This is a genomic window from bacterium (genome assembly GCA_019912885.1).
Classification (GTDB): domain Bacteria; phylum Lernaellota; class Lernaellaia; order JACKCT01; family JACKCT01; genus JAIOHV01.
In genome coordinates this window covers 1-15,416 of the sequence record JAIOHV010000031.1, presented here as the reverse complement: position 1 = coordinate 15,416, position 15,416 = coordinate 1, and the positions used below count along the sequence as shown (strand labels likewise).

Genomic DNA, 15,416 nt, shown 5'->3' with positions numbered 1-15,416 from the left:
GCCAGCAGGCGGGAGTCGGCGCGCCCGGCCAACGCGACGCGGCCCGGTCCGCCGATCAGCTCGAGCAGGCGAAAGGCGCCCTCGGCCGAATCGCACCCAGGCCAGGCGGCGGGCGGTTTGGCGTCATCCGCCGGTCGTTCGAGCAAGCCGCAGGAAGCGCACTTTTCGAATGCGATTCCGGCGATCGCAACGCGCTCGCGCGCGGCGGCGGATTCGCAGCAAGCGCAGGGAGCGGCGGTCATCGGCGGGCGCCAGGCCGAACAGACGTTCGGCGCTCCCAGGCGGATGCTCGGCCTCGTCCATCGGCGTTGCCCGCCGATGGCGTCGAACGGTTCATCATGTCCGTCTCGTCCATGATATCCATCGGGTCCATCTCGCCATTGGGCGCGGGCACGAACGGAAACGGGGGTGAGCAAAACGGCGCCGGTGCGTTCACCGGCGCCGCCTGGACGAGGAGCCCTGTCGACGGCGTGGTCAGTCGCGCGGCGGAATCCCGAACATGTACCGGATGACGTCGGTCATGGCGATGATGCCGACCGGGAGTTCGTGCCCGTCGCGGTGTTCGACGACAACCAACCGGTGGATCTTGCGCGCGGACATCATGGTGATGGCGCGCTGCAACGGGGTATCCCTGGTGACCGTGACGACGTCGGTCGTCATGATGCGGCTCGCGGGCATCCGCGCGACATCCTCGGGCGCGCCCTGCTGGCGGGCGAGCACGAGATCGGTCTGGCCGATGACGCCCGCGAGCGTTTTGTCCGCGTTGAGCACCACCGCGGCGTGGACGTTGGCGTCGGCCATGAGGTGCGCGACGGAGTCGAGCGAGTCGTGGACGCTGACCGACGGCAGCCTCGGATGGAACACGTCACCGACGGTGGTGGTGTCGGACTTGGGAAGCCCGACGGAATCGGATCCGTTCAATTCGACGATGGGTTCGGGGACGGTACGCATGATGTCATTCCTCCCGGCGGGCGGCTCCCCGGTCGCGCCGGCTCCCGACTTCGACGCGCCGACGAGAATCGCCATGTTTCCGTGCGGATGTTTGTTCTCGTACATGAGTTGGTGGCAATCGGGCAATTCGTCCCAGGTGAAGGTCCGCGACAGGCACGGATCGACCAGCCCCTGTTCGACGAGGCGGTTGACGGCAATCGCCTGATCGTCGTTGGCGAAATGGCTTCCCTGCAGGCGCTTCTGGCGCATCCACAAATAACGCAGATCGACGGTGGCGTTATAGCCGGTCGTGCCCGCGCAAATGACGACCATGCCGCCGGTTTCGCACACGAAGATCGAGGTAGGGATCGTCGCCTCGCCGGGGTGTTCGAAGACGAGGTTCGGGTTGCGCTTTTCGCCGAGCGCGTCCCAGATCGCCTTGCCGAACTTGCGCACGCCGATAAGCCATTCCTTGTAACCCGCGGAATCCTTCCAGTGCGGCAACATGCCCCAGTGGTCGAAATCCTTGCGGTTGATGACGCCCGCGGCGCCAAGCTCCTTGCAGTAATCGAACTTGTCCGCGCTCGAGACGACCGCGACGGGAATGGCGCCCGCCGCGCGGATGATCTGGATGGCCATGGATCCAAGGCCGCCCGCGCCGCCCCAGACGAGAACGACATCGTTTTCCTTGACGGCGTTTTCGTCCCAATAGTGAAGCATGCGGTAGGCCGTTGCCGCGACAAGCATGTACGCCGCGGACTGATCCCAACTGAGGTGCTTGGGCTTGGGAACGCACTGATGCGCCTGCACCTTGGTGAACTGCGCGAAGCTGCCCCAGTTCGTTTCGTAACCCCAGATGCGGAAGCTGTCCGAATACATCGGGTCGTTGCCGTCTTTCACCCACGCATCATCGCGCGACCACGTGCCGCAGTGGACGACGACCTCGTCGCCGACCTTCAGGTTCTTGACGTCCTTGCCCACCTTGTAAACGATGCCGGACGCGTCGGAGCCGCCGATGTGAAACGGCTCGGGCTCGCCCGCCTTGTTGCGCGCGGCGATGACGTTGACCGGCACGCCCAGCGCGGCCCAGACGTTGTTGTAGTTGACGCCCGCGGCCATGACGTACACGAGCGCCTCGTCATCGGCGATCTCGGGCACGTCGATCACTTCCTTGCGGAAGCTCTCGGTCGGCTCGCCGAAACGCTCCGGGCGAATCACCCACGCATGCATCTGCCGGGGCACCGTTCCGATGGGCGGCATCTCCCCGATGTCGTAAAGCTCGTTCGCCATCCGTTCACCCTTTGGACAAAAAAATTTTGGAAGCGTCGCGGGCCGTTCATGACCCAGTGCGTCAATTTAGCCGCCGGTTTTTCGAATTGCAACGCGACGATTCGTCTTCGCGCGCGCTTCGGCGAGGTCGCGGCACGGTCGGCTCGCGGTCAGGTGTTGGGGACGCTGTCGAGCTTGTCGCGGACGGATTCCGTTGGATTCGTGCTGATGTAGTGGTCCGGCGGGATGATGACCTTGTAGACCGGCTCTCCCCACTTGACCTTGTCGCCCATGTCCACGCCGGTCTGGAAGTCATGGCCGCGGTCGAATAGCGTCACGAGCTCGCCGCGCGTCAACTTCGTGGGGATGCCGAACCGGCCGCCTTCGTGGCGCCGGACGACGACCGATTCCAGGCGCTGGCGCGCCCGATCCATGCGCTTGCCGACGATGGCGTAATCCGCGGACATAGACCGCTCCTTGCGTGATCGGATTGTCGAATCGGGCGATCTTAGCCGCGCCGCGCGGGGCGTGCAACGCGGTCGCGGGCGTGGCGTTGTCAGGGCCGCAAACGGAGCGAAGCGGAGTGCGCGGTCGGCAACGCGTTGGCGAAGGGCAATGCGGTCGCGGGCATCGCGCTGTCGGGGCCGCAAACGGAGCGAAGCGGAGTGCGCGGTCGGCAACGCGTTGGCGAAGGGCAATGCGGTCGCGGGCATCGCGCTGTCGGGGCCGCAAACGGAGCGAAGCGGAGTGCGCGGTCGGCAACGCGCTCGCGACGGACATGATTTCCGGAAAGGGAACGGGAACGGGAAGGGGCTTGACCCTAATACTCGTCGTACTCCTCCTGATACGCATGCGCCGGATTTTCAAAGCGCGCGAACTCCGGTGCGAAACGCAGGCTTACCGTGCCGGTCGGGCCGTTGCGGTGTTTGCCGACGATGAGCTCGGCGTCGTTGGGCCCGGCGCGCATGTCCTCCTCCGGCATGTCGTCGCGCGCGCGGCGCTCGTCGGACATGCCCTCGGCGCGCTGCTTGTAAACCCACGCGCGGTAGAGAAACAGGATGAGGTCGGCGTCCTGCTCGAGCGCGCCGGATTCGCGCAGATCCGAGAGCATCGGCCGCTTGTTTCCGCGCGACTCCAACATGCGGTTGAGCTGCGCGAGCGCGACGACCGGCACGTCGAGCTCCTTGGCGATCTGCTTGAGCTCGCGGCTGATGCGGGCGATCTCCTGTTCGCGCACCTTGAGCGATTCGCCCGGACGCACGAGCTGCACGTAGTCCAGGATGATGAGATCAAGCCGCCCCCGCTGCGCCTTGAGGCGGCGGGCGCGGGTGCGGATGTCGAGCACGGAAAGCGCGGCGGAGTCGTCGACGAAAAGCGGCAGATCGTATAGCTCGGCCGCCGCGCGCGCGAGCTGCGAGAAGTTTTCCTCGACGAGCTTGGGGGCGCGAAAGCTCGCCAGCGGAAGTCCCGCGTCGGTGCAGACAAGGCGCATGCCGATCGACTGGCGCGGCATCTCCATCGAAAAGAAAATCGTATGCGCGTCGCCGCCCGCGTTCGACGCGGCGTGCCGGGCGATGTTGAGCGCCAGCGCGGTTTTCCCCATCGACGGCCGCGCGGCCAGGATGATGAGATCGCCGCGCTGAAAGCCGTTGGTCATCTCGTCGAGCCCGTAGAATCCCGACGGAATGCCGGACATCGTCTTGCCGCTCTTGGCGAGCGCCTTCATTTCCGCGAGCACGTCCTTCATGACCTCGCGGATCTCGAGCACGCTGCCTTTGTCCTGCTCGAAGGAAACCCCGAGGATGCGCGAAAGCGCGTCGTCGATGATCTTCGGCGCCGGCTCGGCGGCCGCGTGCGCCTTGGCGAGCGTCGTTCGCGACTCGTTGATGAGCCGGCGCAGCAACGCCTTGTCCACGACGATGCGGGCGTAGTGCGCGATGTTCGCGCTCGTCGGCGTCACGTCGGCCAGCCGCGCGATGAACGGCGTGCCTCCGATCGACTCGAGAAGACCTTGCCGCGTCAGCGATTCGTGCAACATGACGGGATCGATCGCCGTGCGCTCGTCGTGCAGGGCGCACATCGTGGCGTACACGTGACGATGCGCGTCGCGGTAGAAGTGCTCGGGGAGAAGCCGATCGCGGATCTGGTCGATCGTGTCCGGGCGCAGCATGATCGCGCCCAGGACCGAAAGTTCGGCCTCGTCGGAAAACGGCGGGCCGATTTCAGAAAGCGTGTCGTCCGTCATCGTTGGATGGCCGCGCGGCGGGCCGGGAACCTGCCGCGTCGCGGAATCAGGCTCCGCCGCGCAAACGGCGTTCGAGCGCCACAACCGCCTGCTCGATGCGCGGATCGCGCGAGCGCAGATCGCCGATCTTCCGGTGCGCGTGCATGATCGTCGTGTGGTCGCGGCCGCCGAAGGCGTAACCGATCTCCGGGTAACTCAGCTCGGTCATTTCGCGGGTGAGATAGCTTGCGATCTGGCGGGGCAGGGCGATGGCGCGCTGGCGGCGGGCGCCGAGAAGATCGGCCATGCGAACGCCGTACTGATCGCACACCGCCTTCTGGATCTGCTCGACCGTGAGTTGCGCCGCCGGCTGATCGATGAATTTTTTCAGCACCTCGCGGGCCAGGTCGGTCGTGATCTCGACGTCGTGCAGCGAAGCGTAGGCCGACAGGCGCACGAACGCGCCCTCGAGCTCGCGGACCGAGCGCGAGAAATTTTCCGCGAGGAAATAGGCCGTTTCCTGCGGCAGGACGACCTGCTGCTCCTTTTCGCGGCTGCGCAAGATGGCGACGCGCGTTTCCAGGTCGGGCATCTGGATGTCGGCGATGAGCCCCCAGCCGAAGCGCGAACGGAGGCGGTCTTCCAGCTTGTCGATCTCGTGCGGAGGCCGGTCGCACGTGACCACGATCTGCGCCCCGTTGCCGTGCAGCTCGTTGAAGGTGTGGAAGAACTCCTCTTGCGTGCGCTCCTTGCCCGCTAGGAACTGCACATCGTCCACGAGCAGGACGTCCACCTGGCGGAATTTCTTGCGGAACGATGCGATCGTGCGCGCGCGCAACGACTGGATCAGTTCATTCGTGAAGCGCTCGCACGTCATCGCCACGACGCGCGGCGTCGCGCCGCGCTGCTCGATCATGTGATGGCCGACCGCGTGGAGCAGGTGCGTCTTGCCAAGCCCCGTGTCGCCGTAAAAGAAAAGCGGGTTGTATTTGCGCCCCGGGTCGTTCGCCACGGCCATCGCCGCGTTGAACGCGAACTGGTTGCCCGAGCCGACGACAAAGCGTTTGAAGTCGTAGCGCTCGTTCAGGCCGACCGCCTGGGCGGCGGCGCGCGCGCGCTCGGCCTTTCTTTTGGCGGGCGCAACGGCCTGGAGACGCGGGATCGCGGGCAACTCCATCGCCAGGCGCCCCTGGAACGGTCCGGCTTGCGCGACGCCGACCGTCAGCCGCGGCGTGCGCGCGGTCGTTTCGTACAGGAGGTCGCGCGCGAAGGTGGCGTAGTGCTCGTTGAACCACTCCTGCACGAACTTGTTGGGAGCGCGCAGGCGGATTTCCTCGGGGTTCTCGTTATCCACAACGATCGGCTCGATCCAGGTCTGGAAGTCGTTGGGATCGATGCGCTCGGAGAGAAGCTGTTTGACCCTTGTCCAGTCGGATTTCATTGACGGCTCCTGCATATTATCACAACGTAAAATAACTCAGTTTACGCCGTTCACGCGAACGAGGATCGGCCATTTGCCCCCAGCTTGTCCACAGCCGCAGGCTTTGCGAAAAGTGCTGATTTTTCGAGTAGTTAAGACGCTTTGCCGATGCCCAAAGGGCAAAAATATCCACACGCCGCGGCTATAAGAAGCCGCCAGGAAAAACATCGCTTAAGAAACATCACGTCGGGAACGAGGTCGCAGTATACACAGCGATTTTCGCATTGCAAGCGCCTTTTTGACCCCCGCGGGAAAATCGCGCGGCTACGCCGGCGGAGCGGGCGCGGCGCGTCACGCCCAAGCCTTCGTCACGACACGGTTTTTTCACTTTTGATCGCTCGATTTCGTGTGGCCAAATAACGAGAAAAAATATTTTTCCGCGCGCGGAAATACGGATAAAGCGATCCGGAATGGATTTTTTTCGCGCGCAGGATTTTATTGCGATTCGAACGAAAAATTCGGGAGTTGTGCGCCGCGAGGCGAGGGACATTATCGGGCGTTCGTCGGATCGGTTTGCGAACCCGCCTTGACAGCCCTTCGCGTCAGGTCGCACGATGTCTCGCGGGGGAATTGCCATGTCGATGTTTCACGAACTGGCCGAGCAAGCCGTCGCGGTCGTCGATGAGTTCGAGCGGCGCGACGGTCGCGCGCCGACGGCAACCGAACTGTCGCGCGAGCTTTCGATATCCGTCGAACGCACGCACTTCCTTTTGCACCGCCTGGTCGACCACGGCGTGCTCGTTATGATCCCGTCAGCGTTCGACGACCGCTTCGCTCTCGAGGATCCGACGCTCGTCACCAGCATTCCCGATCCGGACGACGAGCCGAGTTTCGCCGAGGCGGAAACCTCGCGCCGCACGCGGCTCGACGAGCAGCACGGCGATATCGGCAGGCGCTTTGGCCGGGACTATGTCGACGAGAGCCGCGCGAAGCTCTTTGATGATGTGCGTTCGCGCCTTTCCGGGCGCGCCGCGTCGCGCGCCAATCCGCTGGACGGCCCAACTTCCAACCCGCTCGACACCCCGCCCGCGGGCGTCGATCGCGCCGATCTTTTCGCCAAGCTCACGGCCGAACTCTCGAGCAAGCGCGAATCGAAGCCCAACCCGCTTGACGACCTGGGGCGGACGAAAAGGCGGGATTGATCGAAAAAAACGGCCCGTGTGACGCGCCGTAGCCTTCGCAATGGCGTGCGCCCGCTCCTGTGTATCAATGGACATGATGGACGCCATGGACATCATGGACCGGTCAATCGCGCGGGGGTTCCTGTGTCAAGGTGCGCAACGGATCCGTGCGATCGCGATGACCTCCCAGCCTTTCAGCCTTCCAGCCTTCCAGTCTCCTCGATTACCGATTAACCTCCCCCTCGCACGAAGGGAGACGTCATGCTGACCGACAAATCCATCGTCCTGATCGGCGCGGGGAACATGGGCGAGATTCTGATCCGCGGGCTCATCGCGGGCGAATTCGTCACACCCGACCGCGTCACCGCCGTGGAGATTCACGCCGAGCGGCGGCAGCTCATCGCCGAGCGATACCGTTGCCGGGTTTCGGACGATCCGACGCTCGCGCAAGACGCCGACATCGTCGTACTCGCCGTGAAACCGCAGGGTCTCGCCGAGGCGATCGAAACGCTTCGGGACATCATCAAGCCGACGCAGCTTGTCGTGTCGATCCTTGCCGGCATCCACACCGAACGCATCGAGGCGGGCTTCGCGGCCAAGATTCCCGTCGTGCGCGTCATGCCAAACGCGCCCGCGAGCGTGCTCGAGGGCGCGAGCGCGATTTTCGCGGGCAAACACGCGGGCGAACGCGAATTGGCGCTGACGCGCAGCATCTTCGAGGCGGTGGGCAAGGTGGTGACGGTGAGCCACGAGGCGCTGATGGACGTCGTCACCGGGCTTTCCGGTTCGGGGCCGGCGTTCGTGTTCATGATGATCGAGGCGCTCTCGGACGCGGGCGTGCAACTTGGCCTGCCGCGAAAGGTGGCCAACATGCTCGCCGGGCAAACCGTGCAGGGCGCGGCGAAGATGTTTCTGGATACGGGTAAACACGCGGGTGAATTGAAGGATCTCGTCGCCACGCCGGGCGGCACGACGTTCGCCGGCCTGCGTGCGCTCGAAAAAGGCATCTTCCGCTCCACGGTGATGGATGCGGTGGAGGCCGCGACGCGCCGCAGCATCGAACTCGGCAAGATCTGATCGACATTTCGCGCGCGATTTTGAACGCGCGCTTTGAATCCTGATTTTGAACCGTTGACGGGTGAACGGGACATCACATGCTCGATAGAAAATTCGTCCGCGAAAACATGGATGCCGTGCGCGCGATGCTCGCCGCGCGCAAGACGGACCTCGATACCGCCTCGCTCGAAGCTCTTGACGCCGAACGCCGCGCGCTTCTCGCCGAGATCGAGGGGTTGCGCCATAAGCAAAAGGCCGCAAGCGAAGAGATCGCGCGCATCAAGCGCGAAAAGGGCGACGCGTCGGCGATCATCGCCGAGATGGGCGGTATCTCCACGCGCGTGAAGGAAGCCGAGCCTCGCCTGCGTGAGATCGAAGAACAATACGACGCGCTGCTTTTCACTCTTCCGAATCTGCCGGACGACGAGACCCCGCGCGGCATGAGCGAGGCCGACAATGTGCGGCGTCGCGATTGGGGCGAGCCGCGAAGATTTGAATTCGAGGTTCGCGATCACGTCGCCATCGGCGAGGCGCTCGGAATCCTCGATATGGAGCGCGCCGCGAAGATGTCCGGCGCGCGTTTCGTGTTGCAGATGGGCACAGGCGCGCGGCTCTCCCGCGCGCTGACCGCGTTCATGCTCGACATGCACACGCGCGAACATGGATACGTGGAAGTGCTGCCGCCTTTCATGGTGAACACGGAGGCGATGACCGGCACGGGTCAGCTTCCAAAGTTTTCGGAGGACCTGTTCCGCATCGAGGGGCGCGACCTGTGGCTCATCCCCACGGCGGAGGTGCCGGTGACAAATATCCACCGCGACGAGACGATCTCCGCCGACGAGCTGCCGAAAAAGTACGTCGCGTATACGCCGTGCTTTCGCGCCGAAGCCGGGAGCCACGGCAAGGACACGCGCGGCATGATCCGCGTGCATCAGTTCGACAAGGTGGAGCTTGTGCAGATCACGCGACCGGAGGATTCAAAGACCGCGCACGAAGAGCTGACGGCGCACGCCGAAAAGGTGTTGCAGAGGCTGGAGTTGCCGTATCGCGTGATGGAGCTATGCACGGCGGACCTCGGATTTGCCGCGCGGCGCTGTTATGACCTGGAAGTGTGGCTGCCGAGTCAGAACACGTACCGCGAGATCAGCTCGTGCTCGAACTTCGGTGATTTTCAGGCGCGGCGCGCGGGGATTCGCTTCCGCGACAAGACGGAGAAAAGCTCGCAGCTTGCACACACGCTGAACGGCTCGGGTCTTGCCGTCGGGCGCACGTTCGTCGCGATTCTGGAGAACTACCAGAACGCCGACGGGACCGTGACGATCCCACCGGCGCTGCGTCCGTTTATGGATGGCATGGAGAGGATTGAGGAATGAGGATCGAGGATGGAGGATCGAGGATCGAGGATCGAGGACTGCGTTTTCGCGTTTCGCCAAGACGTGGCAGGTTGTCGCAAGAACGATTTGTTGTCCTGAGCGACGGTTTGTCATCCTGAGCGAAGCGAAGGATCTGGCCGACGGTTGCTGACGGCAACGCGTCAATAGTAAACGCGCCGCCCGACCGGACGGCGCGTTCCTCTCAATCCTCAATCCTCGATCCTACAGAGAGATGACCAGATCCGGCGGGTTGCCGCCAAGTGCGCCGTAGAGATCGGGGAAGCAGCCGATCGTCGCGCCCTCGACCAGGTCGTCGGCGATCTGCCGCTCGAACGCGCACTGGTCGCAGCCCATCAGCAGCATGCCCTTGTCCCTGGCGACCTTCGCCAGGCGCTCGCCGATCGGGTCGCCCTTGCGCAGCACGTAGGTGTTGTCCTCGAAAAAGAACATGCCCACGACATCCACGCCGTGGCGGCCTTCCTCGAGCTGCGGCAGGATCATCTTGCCGAGCTTGTACGAGACGGTGTGACCCTGCGTGGTGAAGACGTACGCAACCTTCATACGGAAACTCCTTCGGAATGTGATGGGGATGAAACATCGCCCGCGTGCTCGCGGGCCTTTATGAGCGCGCTGCGCAACGCCGCGACGGCGAGGATGGCGCGATCGAATTTGGCGGATGGAATGTCGGCGAAATCGGCAATGAGGTCCGCGGGCGAAATGGCCGACGCGGACGCCATCGTGCCGCCGCGCGCTCGCTCGGCCAGCCGCTCGCACACGGCCAGAAGCACGACGCACGTCGACGCCGTGTAATCGACCTCGTCGATCACAAAATGGGGACAGTCACCTATTTTTTCGTCGGATGAACCGGCGTGCGCATCATCGCTCGCGTCTTCGCGTGACGCGGCCGATGACGCCTCGGCGCGCTCGGCGACGATCGCGGCTCCGGCGGAGTTCCGCGCGTTATCGTCGTCCGGACCCGCGCGCGCATCCTCCCCGAGTTCGCGCACGCGCAGGGAAAAGCGCGCGGACAGGCCGTCGCGCCCGGGCACGGACTCGCCCGCGACGGGCAAGCCCGCGACACGCGGCCGGCTTAAGCCCTTCAGGTAATAATGGTGGACGCTGCGTTTGGCGCTTTTCGGAAGAACGCAGCCTTTGTCCTGAAGCATATCTCCCCCGCGTCCATGATCGGCGCTGCATCGCTCGTGTCAATGCGGCGCATATCACAACGCGAATCGGGAATGGCGAATGCGGAACGTCGAAGGGAATCGCAATCCGGCGGTACACCGAGCGCACGGAGAAGACACGGAGGGCACAGAGCCTTTTTGTGGTTCGGTGTGCGTCGTCCCTCGGTGTTCCCTGAGTTTCCTCGGTGCTCTCGGTGTATCGCCGAATGCGATTACGCGCGCGTCGCCGCGCTTGCGAAGAAATGCTCCAGCCGCGCCGCCGCGTCGAAGCCCGAACCCACCGCGTGGTTCACGGCGACGCCGCTGATGTAGTTCCCCGCGAACGCGAGCCCCGGATGCGCGCTCGCCAGGCGCTGCAATTCGGCGATGCGCTCCGGGTGATCGGGCGCAAGCTGCGGGATCGCCACCGGGTGACGCACGACGCGCGCGAAATCGATGTCCGCCCTGCCGAGCAGTTTTTCGTGATCCGCCTTGGCGAGCGCGATGAGATCGTCGTCGGTCAGATCGAGGATGCCCGTGTCGAGCGCGCCGCCGAGGTATTGCGTGTGCAGGAAACGGCCCTCGGGCGCGCGGCCGGGATACAGACACGACGCGAACACGACGCCGAGCGTGCGGATGCCATAGCGGCGCGGCACGAGCCCGCCGAAACCCTCAATCGTTTGCGGCGTCTTCTTGCCGCCCAGATGCACGACGGCGACCGGCGGCAGAGGGATCTCGGCGAGAAGGTTCGCGGCCTCGGCGTCGAGCGCGCGGATCATCGCGCTTGCCTGCGGCGGCGGCGCCGCGACGATCGCCGCGCGCGCGCGCACGGAAAATCCATCGCCCTCGAGCACGAAGAGGTCGTTTTCGCGGCGCACCACTTTCACCGCCGCGCCGGTGCGCACGGCGCCGTCGGGCAGCGTGTCGGCGATCGCCTCGAACGGCCGGCCAAGCCCCGCCGCGAATCCCCAAAGCCCCTTGCGGGTCGCGACGCCCGATTTCTTTTTCGCGCGCATGTATTTCATCGCGCCGCGAATGAGGCTGCCGCCTTCGCGCTCGAACTGGTGGAAAAGCGGAAACGCCGCGCGGATGCCAAGGCGCGTCGGATCGCCCGCGTAGATGCCGGAGATGAACGTGCCGGCAAGATACTCCGCGGCCTCCGCGCCGAGGCGCCGCGCGAAAAAATCCGCCACGGTTTCGTCGGGCTTCGAGCGGCCGGGGATAAACGGCTCGGCCGCGACGCGCAGCTTGCCGCGCAACGAGAGCAGCGGCGTCGTCATCGCGGAGACGGGCGAGGCCGGCAGCGCGTGGAACGCGCCATCGCGATAGATGTACCGCGCCTTCGCCTCGGGTGCGGCCTCGGCGAGCTCATTGGCGATGCCCACCTCCTCGGCAAGCGCGAACATGTGCTCCGCGCTTCCCATGAAGGTGTGCGGCCCGCGCTCGATCAGATAGCCGTCGACGCGCTCGCCGCGCGCGTTGCCGCCGGAATGCGCGGCCGCCTCCAGCACGACGATCTTCCGTGCGCGCAGGCGCCACGCGGCCGCCAGGCCCGCCGGCCCGCCGCCGGCTATCGCGACGTCAAAAACTTCGTCGGGCATGGAAACCTATGGTTGGATAATCCGGACCGATTGGGCATGGACATAATGGACGATATGGACACGGTGGACATGAACATTCTTGCCTCTGTGTCCTCCGTGCCCTCTGTGGTGAACGCGATCCGCGATGGCTTTCCAGCCTTTCCGTCTTCCAGCCTTTTTCACGGCGCGCCGTCGAGCGCGGCGCGCGTCAGGCGCGCGAGGCCCTCGATGAAGCGCGGGTGATCCTGCACGGTCGCCACGCGCACGACCTTCTCCACGCCCGCCGCCTTCGCGATATCCGCGACCTGGATATCGAGCTCGTACAGCGTCTCGATGTGCTCGGAGACGAACGTGATCGGGAACATGACGAGCGTGCGGATGCCCTCGCTCGCGAGCCGCGCGGCCTCGTGGTCGAGATACGGTTTCACCCAACTCACGGGTCCGAGCCGGCTTTGATACGCCACGTTCAGCGGCAGATCCTTCGGCAATCGCTCCGTGATCGCGCGCGCGGTGCGTTCCACTTCCGTGATGTACGGATCGCCGCGACGCACGTACAGCTCCGGCACGCCATGCGCCGTCAAAAGCACGTGGATCGGACGCGGCCACGCGGCCATGTCCGCGATCGCTTCTTCCCACCGGCGCATCATCGCGTCGATCATCTCCGGCAGCATCGGGTAGCTCGGCACCGCCAGCGTATCCAGGCCCGCGCGCTCGTTGAACTCGCGCAATTCGTCAAGCGACGTCGCGCTCGTCGTCTGCGAAAACTGCGGATACAGCGGTAGCGCCACCACCCGCCGGATTCCGCGCGCGGCCAGCTCCTTCACGACCTCCGGCGCGCGCGGCGCTCGAGCGCGAGGTCGGCCTGCGCGAGCGTCTGCGGCAAAAGCGGGCTGCCGCCGATCCGCGCGTAGTGCGGCGCCATCTTCGGCGCGCGGCGCTTCGCGATGAGTCGCGCGAGCGGCTTCTGATAAAGGAAGCCGAGCGGAAGCTGGATGATGTAGGGATCGGCGAAAAGCTCGTAGAGGAAAGGCTCGATCGACTCGGCGGTCGTCGCCGCGCCCATGTTCAAAAGCACGACGGCCGTGTCGGGATCGGCCTGCGGCGGAATGGCGTCTTGTTCTTCGGCGCTCATACGGTCTTCGAGTAGCGTTGCCTTGTGGGATCGAGGTAACGATCGAATACCATACATATATTGCGGATGGCCACGCGACCAAGCGGCGTGACGTGAATTTGCTCACCGGACAGCGTGACGAGCCCGTCGGATTCAAAATCCGCAAGGCGCGCCAGCTCGCCGGCGTACGCCTCGCCGAAGACGAGCCCGTGCCGCTTCTCGTACGCGGGCACGTCCAGATTGAGGTTCGCGAAAAGCTCGATGATCAGGTCGCGCCGCGCCACGTCGTCGTCCGAAAGGATGAGGCCCTTGGTCCACGCGAGCCGGCCCGCGTCGATCGACGCCTCCCAGCCCTTGCGCTCCTTGTCGTTCTGGATGTACGTCGCCGCCACGTCGCTGATCGCCGATTCGCCAAGCGCGATCAGGTCGAGCCCGCGATACGTCGTGTAGCCCATGAAGTTGCGGTTCAGCGTTCCCGCACTCTGCGCCACGGACAGCTCGTCGTCCGGCTCGGCGAAGTGGTCCATGCCGATCGGCCGATACCCCGCGCCCGTCAGCTTCTCGTACGCCGTGCCGAACACCGCGAGCCGCTCGGCTTCCTCCGGCACGCCGTAGCGCTCCAGCACCTGCTGGTGCTTCTTGAGCCACGGCACGTGCGCGTATCCGAACAGGGCGATGCGCGTCGGGCGCATCGCGATCACATCGTCGATCGTGTGCCCGAACGTCTCCTCGGTCTGACCCGGCAGGCCGTACATCAGGTCGAAGTTGATCGCGGAAAGGCCCCTGGCGCGAAACGCCTCCACGATGCGCGCGACGTGGTCGCGGTCCTGCCCCTTGCGCAGGCGGTCGATCACCTCCGGGTCCAGGTCCTGCACGCCAAGGCTCACGCGGTTCATGCCCGCGTCGAGCAGCACGTCGATGTAGTCGAGGTCGAACGTGCGCGAGTCGATCTCGATGCTGCGCTCGCCGTCGGCCGGGAAATCGAACACCTCGCGCAGCCCCGCGTGCAGGCGCGCCATGTCCGCGGGCAGAAGGAAGTTCGGCGTGCCGCCGCCCATCGCCATCTGGCGCACGCGCTTGCGCGAACCGATGGCGCTCGCGGCGAGCTTCGCCTCGGCGAGCAGGCGGTCGACGTACGGCGTCGCGATCGCGCGGTCGTGCGCGACGGACATGTGGCAGCCGCAGTAAAGGCAAAGCCGCTTGCAATACGGGATGTGCGTGTACAGCGAGATCTCGTCCGCGCACGTCTCCCAGCGCCGGTGCGCCTGCTCGCGATCGAACGACTCGGTGAAAATCGGCGCGGTGGGATAGCTCGTGTAGCGCGGTCCGCGCGTCGCGTACTTTTCCCAGATCGCGCGCGGCACCTCGCGCGGGCTGACGAGCGCCTCGCCGTTGGTTGCGATATTTGTGTTCATCGTGCGTGTCCTTAATTTTTTACCGCGAAGACGCCAAGAAATCGCAAAGAGCGCGAAGAAGGAATTTGTTATCGCGGCGCGAAACGCCGCGATAACAAATTCCCTTTGCGCCCTTCGCGTTTCCCTTTGCGCCTTTGCGGTAAAAATTCATTCTCCCAATTCCTGAACGGCCTTCACAAACGCCCCCACGCCCTCCACCGGCGTGCCGGGCAATACGCCGTGGCCGAGGTTGACGATGTGCCCGTGGCCTTCCGTCTCACGCACCAGTTCGCGCACGGCCGCGCGGATCTTTTCCGGCCCGGACCAGAGCACAAGCGTGTCCAGGTTTCCCTGAACGCGCGTGTCCTTGCCCGCGCGCCGGCGCACTTCCGTCAGCGAAATTCTCGCGTCCACGGATAACACATCCGCGCCCGACGCCGCCATGCTCTCGATCACATTCCCCGCGCCGTTGACGTAAAGAATTCGCGGGACGGCGATGTCAGGGCCGCAAACGGACGCTGCCCCGCTCCGAGCGGGGCGGCGGGAGTGCGCGGTCGAGTCCGCCCCGGCACTTTGCCCCCTCTCCCCTGCGTCGTCGGAGCCGCGCGCGCTGGTCGCGGTGTCAGGGCCGCAAACGGAGGCCGTCCCGCTTCGAGCGGGGCGGCCGGAGTGCGCGGTCGAGTCCGCCCCGGCACTTTGGCCACTTCCCCCCACC

At 65.1% G+C, this 15,416-nt stretch carries 15 protein-coding genes; 3 read left to right on the top strand and 12 right to left on the bottom strand.

Annotated elements, in window-relative coordinates; all coding sequences use genetic code 11:
• The 5 genes from K8I61_02505 to dnaA all read right to left on the bottom strand — a co-directional run.
• Window positions 1-242, bottom strand: a 242-nt coding sequence (locus K8I61_02505) for a hypothetical protein (protein MBZ0270881.1), incomplete at its 3' end; no start/stop codon positions are given.
• A 232-nt stretch (window positions 243-474) separates the two neighbouring features.
• Complete coding sequence (gene ccrA / locus K8I61_02500; protein ID MBZ0270880.1) at window positions 475-2,220, bottom strand: crotonyl-CoA carboxylase/reductase; 1,746 nt, start codon at window positions 2,218-2,220, stop codon at window positions 475-477.
• A 149-nt stretch (window positions 2,221-2,369) separates the two neighbouring features.
• Entirely contained in the window at window positions 2,370-2,666 is a 297-nt protein-coding gene (locus tag K8I61_02495) for a hypothetical protein (protein ID MBZ0270879.1), read from the bottom strand.
• 353 nt (window positions 2,667-3,019) lie between these two features.
• A complete protein-coding gene (gene dnaB, locus K8I61_02490; GenBank protein ID MBZ0270878.1) occupies window positions 3,020-4,444 on the bottom strand; it encodes a replicative DNA helicase in 1,425 nt (474 codons plus the stop codon).
• A 46-nt stretch (window positions 4,445-4,490) separates the two neighbouring features.
• Window positions 4,491-5,864, bottom strand: a complete 1,374-nt coding sequence (dnaA, locus tag K8I61_02485) for a chromosomal replication initiator protein DnaA (GenBank protein MBZ0270877.1) — start codon at window positions 5,862-5,864, stop codon at window positions 4,491-4,493.
• A gap of 614 nt (window positions 5,865-6,478) precedes the next feature.
• Here dnaA and K8I61_02480 point away from each other — a divergent pair.
• The 3 genes from K8I61_02480 to serS all read left to right on the top strand — a co-directional run bounded on the left by K8I61_02480 (window position 6,479) and on the right by serS (window position 9,453).
• Window positions 6,479-7,045: a hypothetical protein gene (locus K8I61_02480; GenBank protein MBZ0270876.1), complete on the top strand. Its 567-nt coding sequence runs from the start codon at window positions 6,479-6,481 to the stop codon at window positions 7,043-7,045.
• A gap of 240 nt (window positions 7,046-7,285) precedes the next feature.
• Window positions 7,286-8,101, top strand: coding sequence for a pyrroline-5-carboxylate reductase (gene proC / locus K8I61_02475; GenBank protein MBZ0270875.1), 816 nt, complete (start codon window positions 7,286-7,288; stop codon window positions 8,099-8,101).
• Between the two features lie 77 nt (window positions 8,102-8,178).
• Complete coding sequence (gene serS / locus K8I61_02470) at window positions 8,179-9,453, top strand: serine--tRNA ligase (GenBank protein ID MBZ0270874.1); 1,275 nt, start codon at window positions 8,179-8,181, stop codon at window positions 9,451-9,453.
• A 222-nt stretch (window positions 9,454-9,675) separates the two neighbouring features.
• Here serS and K8I61_02465 read toward each other — a convergent pair whose 3' ends face one another.
• From K8I61_02465 to K8I61_02435, 7 genes are all read right to left on the bottom strand, one after another.
• Entirely contained in the window at window positions 9,676-10,014 is a 339-nt protein-coding gene (locus tag K8I61_02465) for a sulfur reduction protein DsrE (protein MBZ0270873.1), read from the bottom strand.
• Complete coding sequence (locus tag K8I61_02460) at window positions 10,011-10,619, bottom strand: iron-sulfur cluster assembly scaffold protein (GenBank protein ID MBZ0270872.1); 609 nt, start codon at window positions 10,617-10,619, stop codon at window positions 10,011-10,013. Before K8I61_02460 ends, K8I61_02465 begins: the two co-directional genes overlap by 4 nt.
• A 230-nt stretch (window positions 10,620-10,849) precedes the next feature.
• The gene (hemG, locus tag K8I61_02455; protein ID MBZ0270871.1) at window positions 10,850-12,217 is read right to left on the bottom strand and encodes a protoporphyrinogen oxidase; all 1,368 of its coding nucleotides are present in this window, start codon (window positions 12,215-12,217) and stop codon (window positions 10,850-10,852) included.
• A 158-nt stretch (window positions 12,218-12,375) separates the two neighbouring features.
• A complete protein-coding gene (hemH, locus tag K8I61_02450) occupies window positions 12,376-13,020 on the bottom strand; it encodes a ferrochelatase (protein ID MBZ0270870.1) in 645 nt (214 codons plus the stop codon).
• On the bottom strand, window positions 13,017-13,328 hold the full coding sequence (locus tag K8I61_02445; GenBank protein MBZ0270869.1) for a ferrochelatase: 312 nt from the start codon (window positions 13,326-13,328) through the stop codon (window positions 13,017-13,019). The genes hemH and K8I61_02445 overlap by 4 nt, the downstream gene beginning before the upstream one ends.
• Window positions 13,325-14,722, bottom strand: coding sequence for an oxygen-independent coproporphyrinogen III oxidase (gene hemN / locus K8I61_02440; GenBank protein MBZ0270868.1), 1,398 nt, complete (start codon window positions 14,720-14,722; stop codon window positions 13,325-13,327). Before hemN ends, K8I61_02445 begins: the two co-directional genes overlap by 4 nt.
• A gap of 147 nt (window positions 14,723-14,869) precedes the next feature.
• Window positions 14,870-15,157, bottom strand: a complete 288-nt coding sequence (locus tag K8I61_02435) for a hypothetical protein (protein MBZ0270867.1) — start codon at window positions 15,155-15,157, stop codon at window positions 14,870-14,872.
• Window positions 15,158-15,416: the final 259 nt, after the last annotated feature.

Excerpts from the sequence above, each read along its gene's own strand:
- ccrA (MBZ0270880.1), bottom strand. The coding sequence starts at position 2,220 with ATGGCGAACGAGCTTTACGACATCGGGGAGATGCCGCCCATCGGAACG.
- K8I61_02495 (MBZ0270879.1), bottom strand. The coding sequence starts at position 2,666 with ATGTCCGCGGATTACGCCATCGTCGGCAAGCGCATGGATCGGGCGCGC.
- dnaB (MBZ0270878.1), bottom strand. The coding sequence starts at position 4,444 with ATGACGGACGACACGCTTTCTGAAATCGGCCCGCCGTTTTCCGACGAG.
- dnaA (MBZ0270877.1), bottom strand. The coding sequence starts at position 5,864 with ATGAAATCCGACTGGACAAGGGTCAAACAGCTTCTCTCCGAGCGCATC.
- K8I61_02480 (MBZ0270876.1), top strand. The coding sequence starts at position 6,479 with ATGTCGATGTTTCACGAACTGGCCGAGCAAGCCGTCGCGGTCGTCGAT.
- proC (MBZ0270875.1), top strand. The coding sequence starts at position 7,286 with ATGCTGACCGACAAATCCATCGTCCTGATCGGCGCGGGGAACATGGGC.
- serS (MBZ0270874.1), top strand. The coding sequence starts at position 8,179 with ATGCTCGATAGAAAATTCGTCCGCGAAAACATGGATGCCGTGCGCGCG.
- K8I61_02465 (MBZ0270873.1), bottom strand. The coding sequence starts at position 10,014 with ATGAAGGTTGCGTACGTCTTCACCACGCAGGGTCACACCGTCTCGTAC.
- K8I61_02460 (MBZ0270872.1), bottom strand. The coding sequence starts at position 10,619 with ATGCTTCAGGACAAAGGCTGCGTTCTTCCGAAAAGCGCCAAACGCAGC.
- hemG (MBZ0270871.1), bottom strand. The coding sequence starts at position 12,217 with ATGCCCGACGAAGTTTTTGACGTCGCGATAGCCGGCGGCGGGCCGGCG.
- K8I61_02445 (MBZ0270869.1), bottom strand. The coding sequence starts at position 13,328 with ATGAGCGCCGAAGAACAAGACGCCATTCCGCCGCAGGCCGATCCCGAC.
- hemN (MBZ0270868.1), bottom strand. The coding sequence starts at position 14,722 with ATGAACACAAATATCGCAACCAACGGCGAGGCGCTCGTCAGCCCGCGC.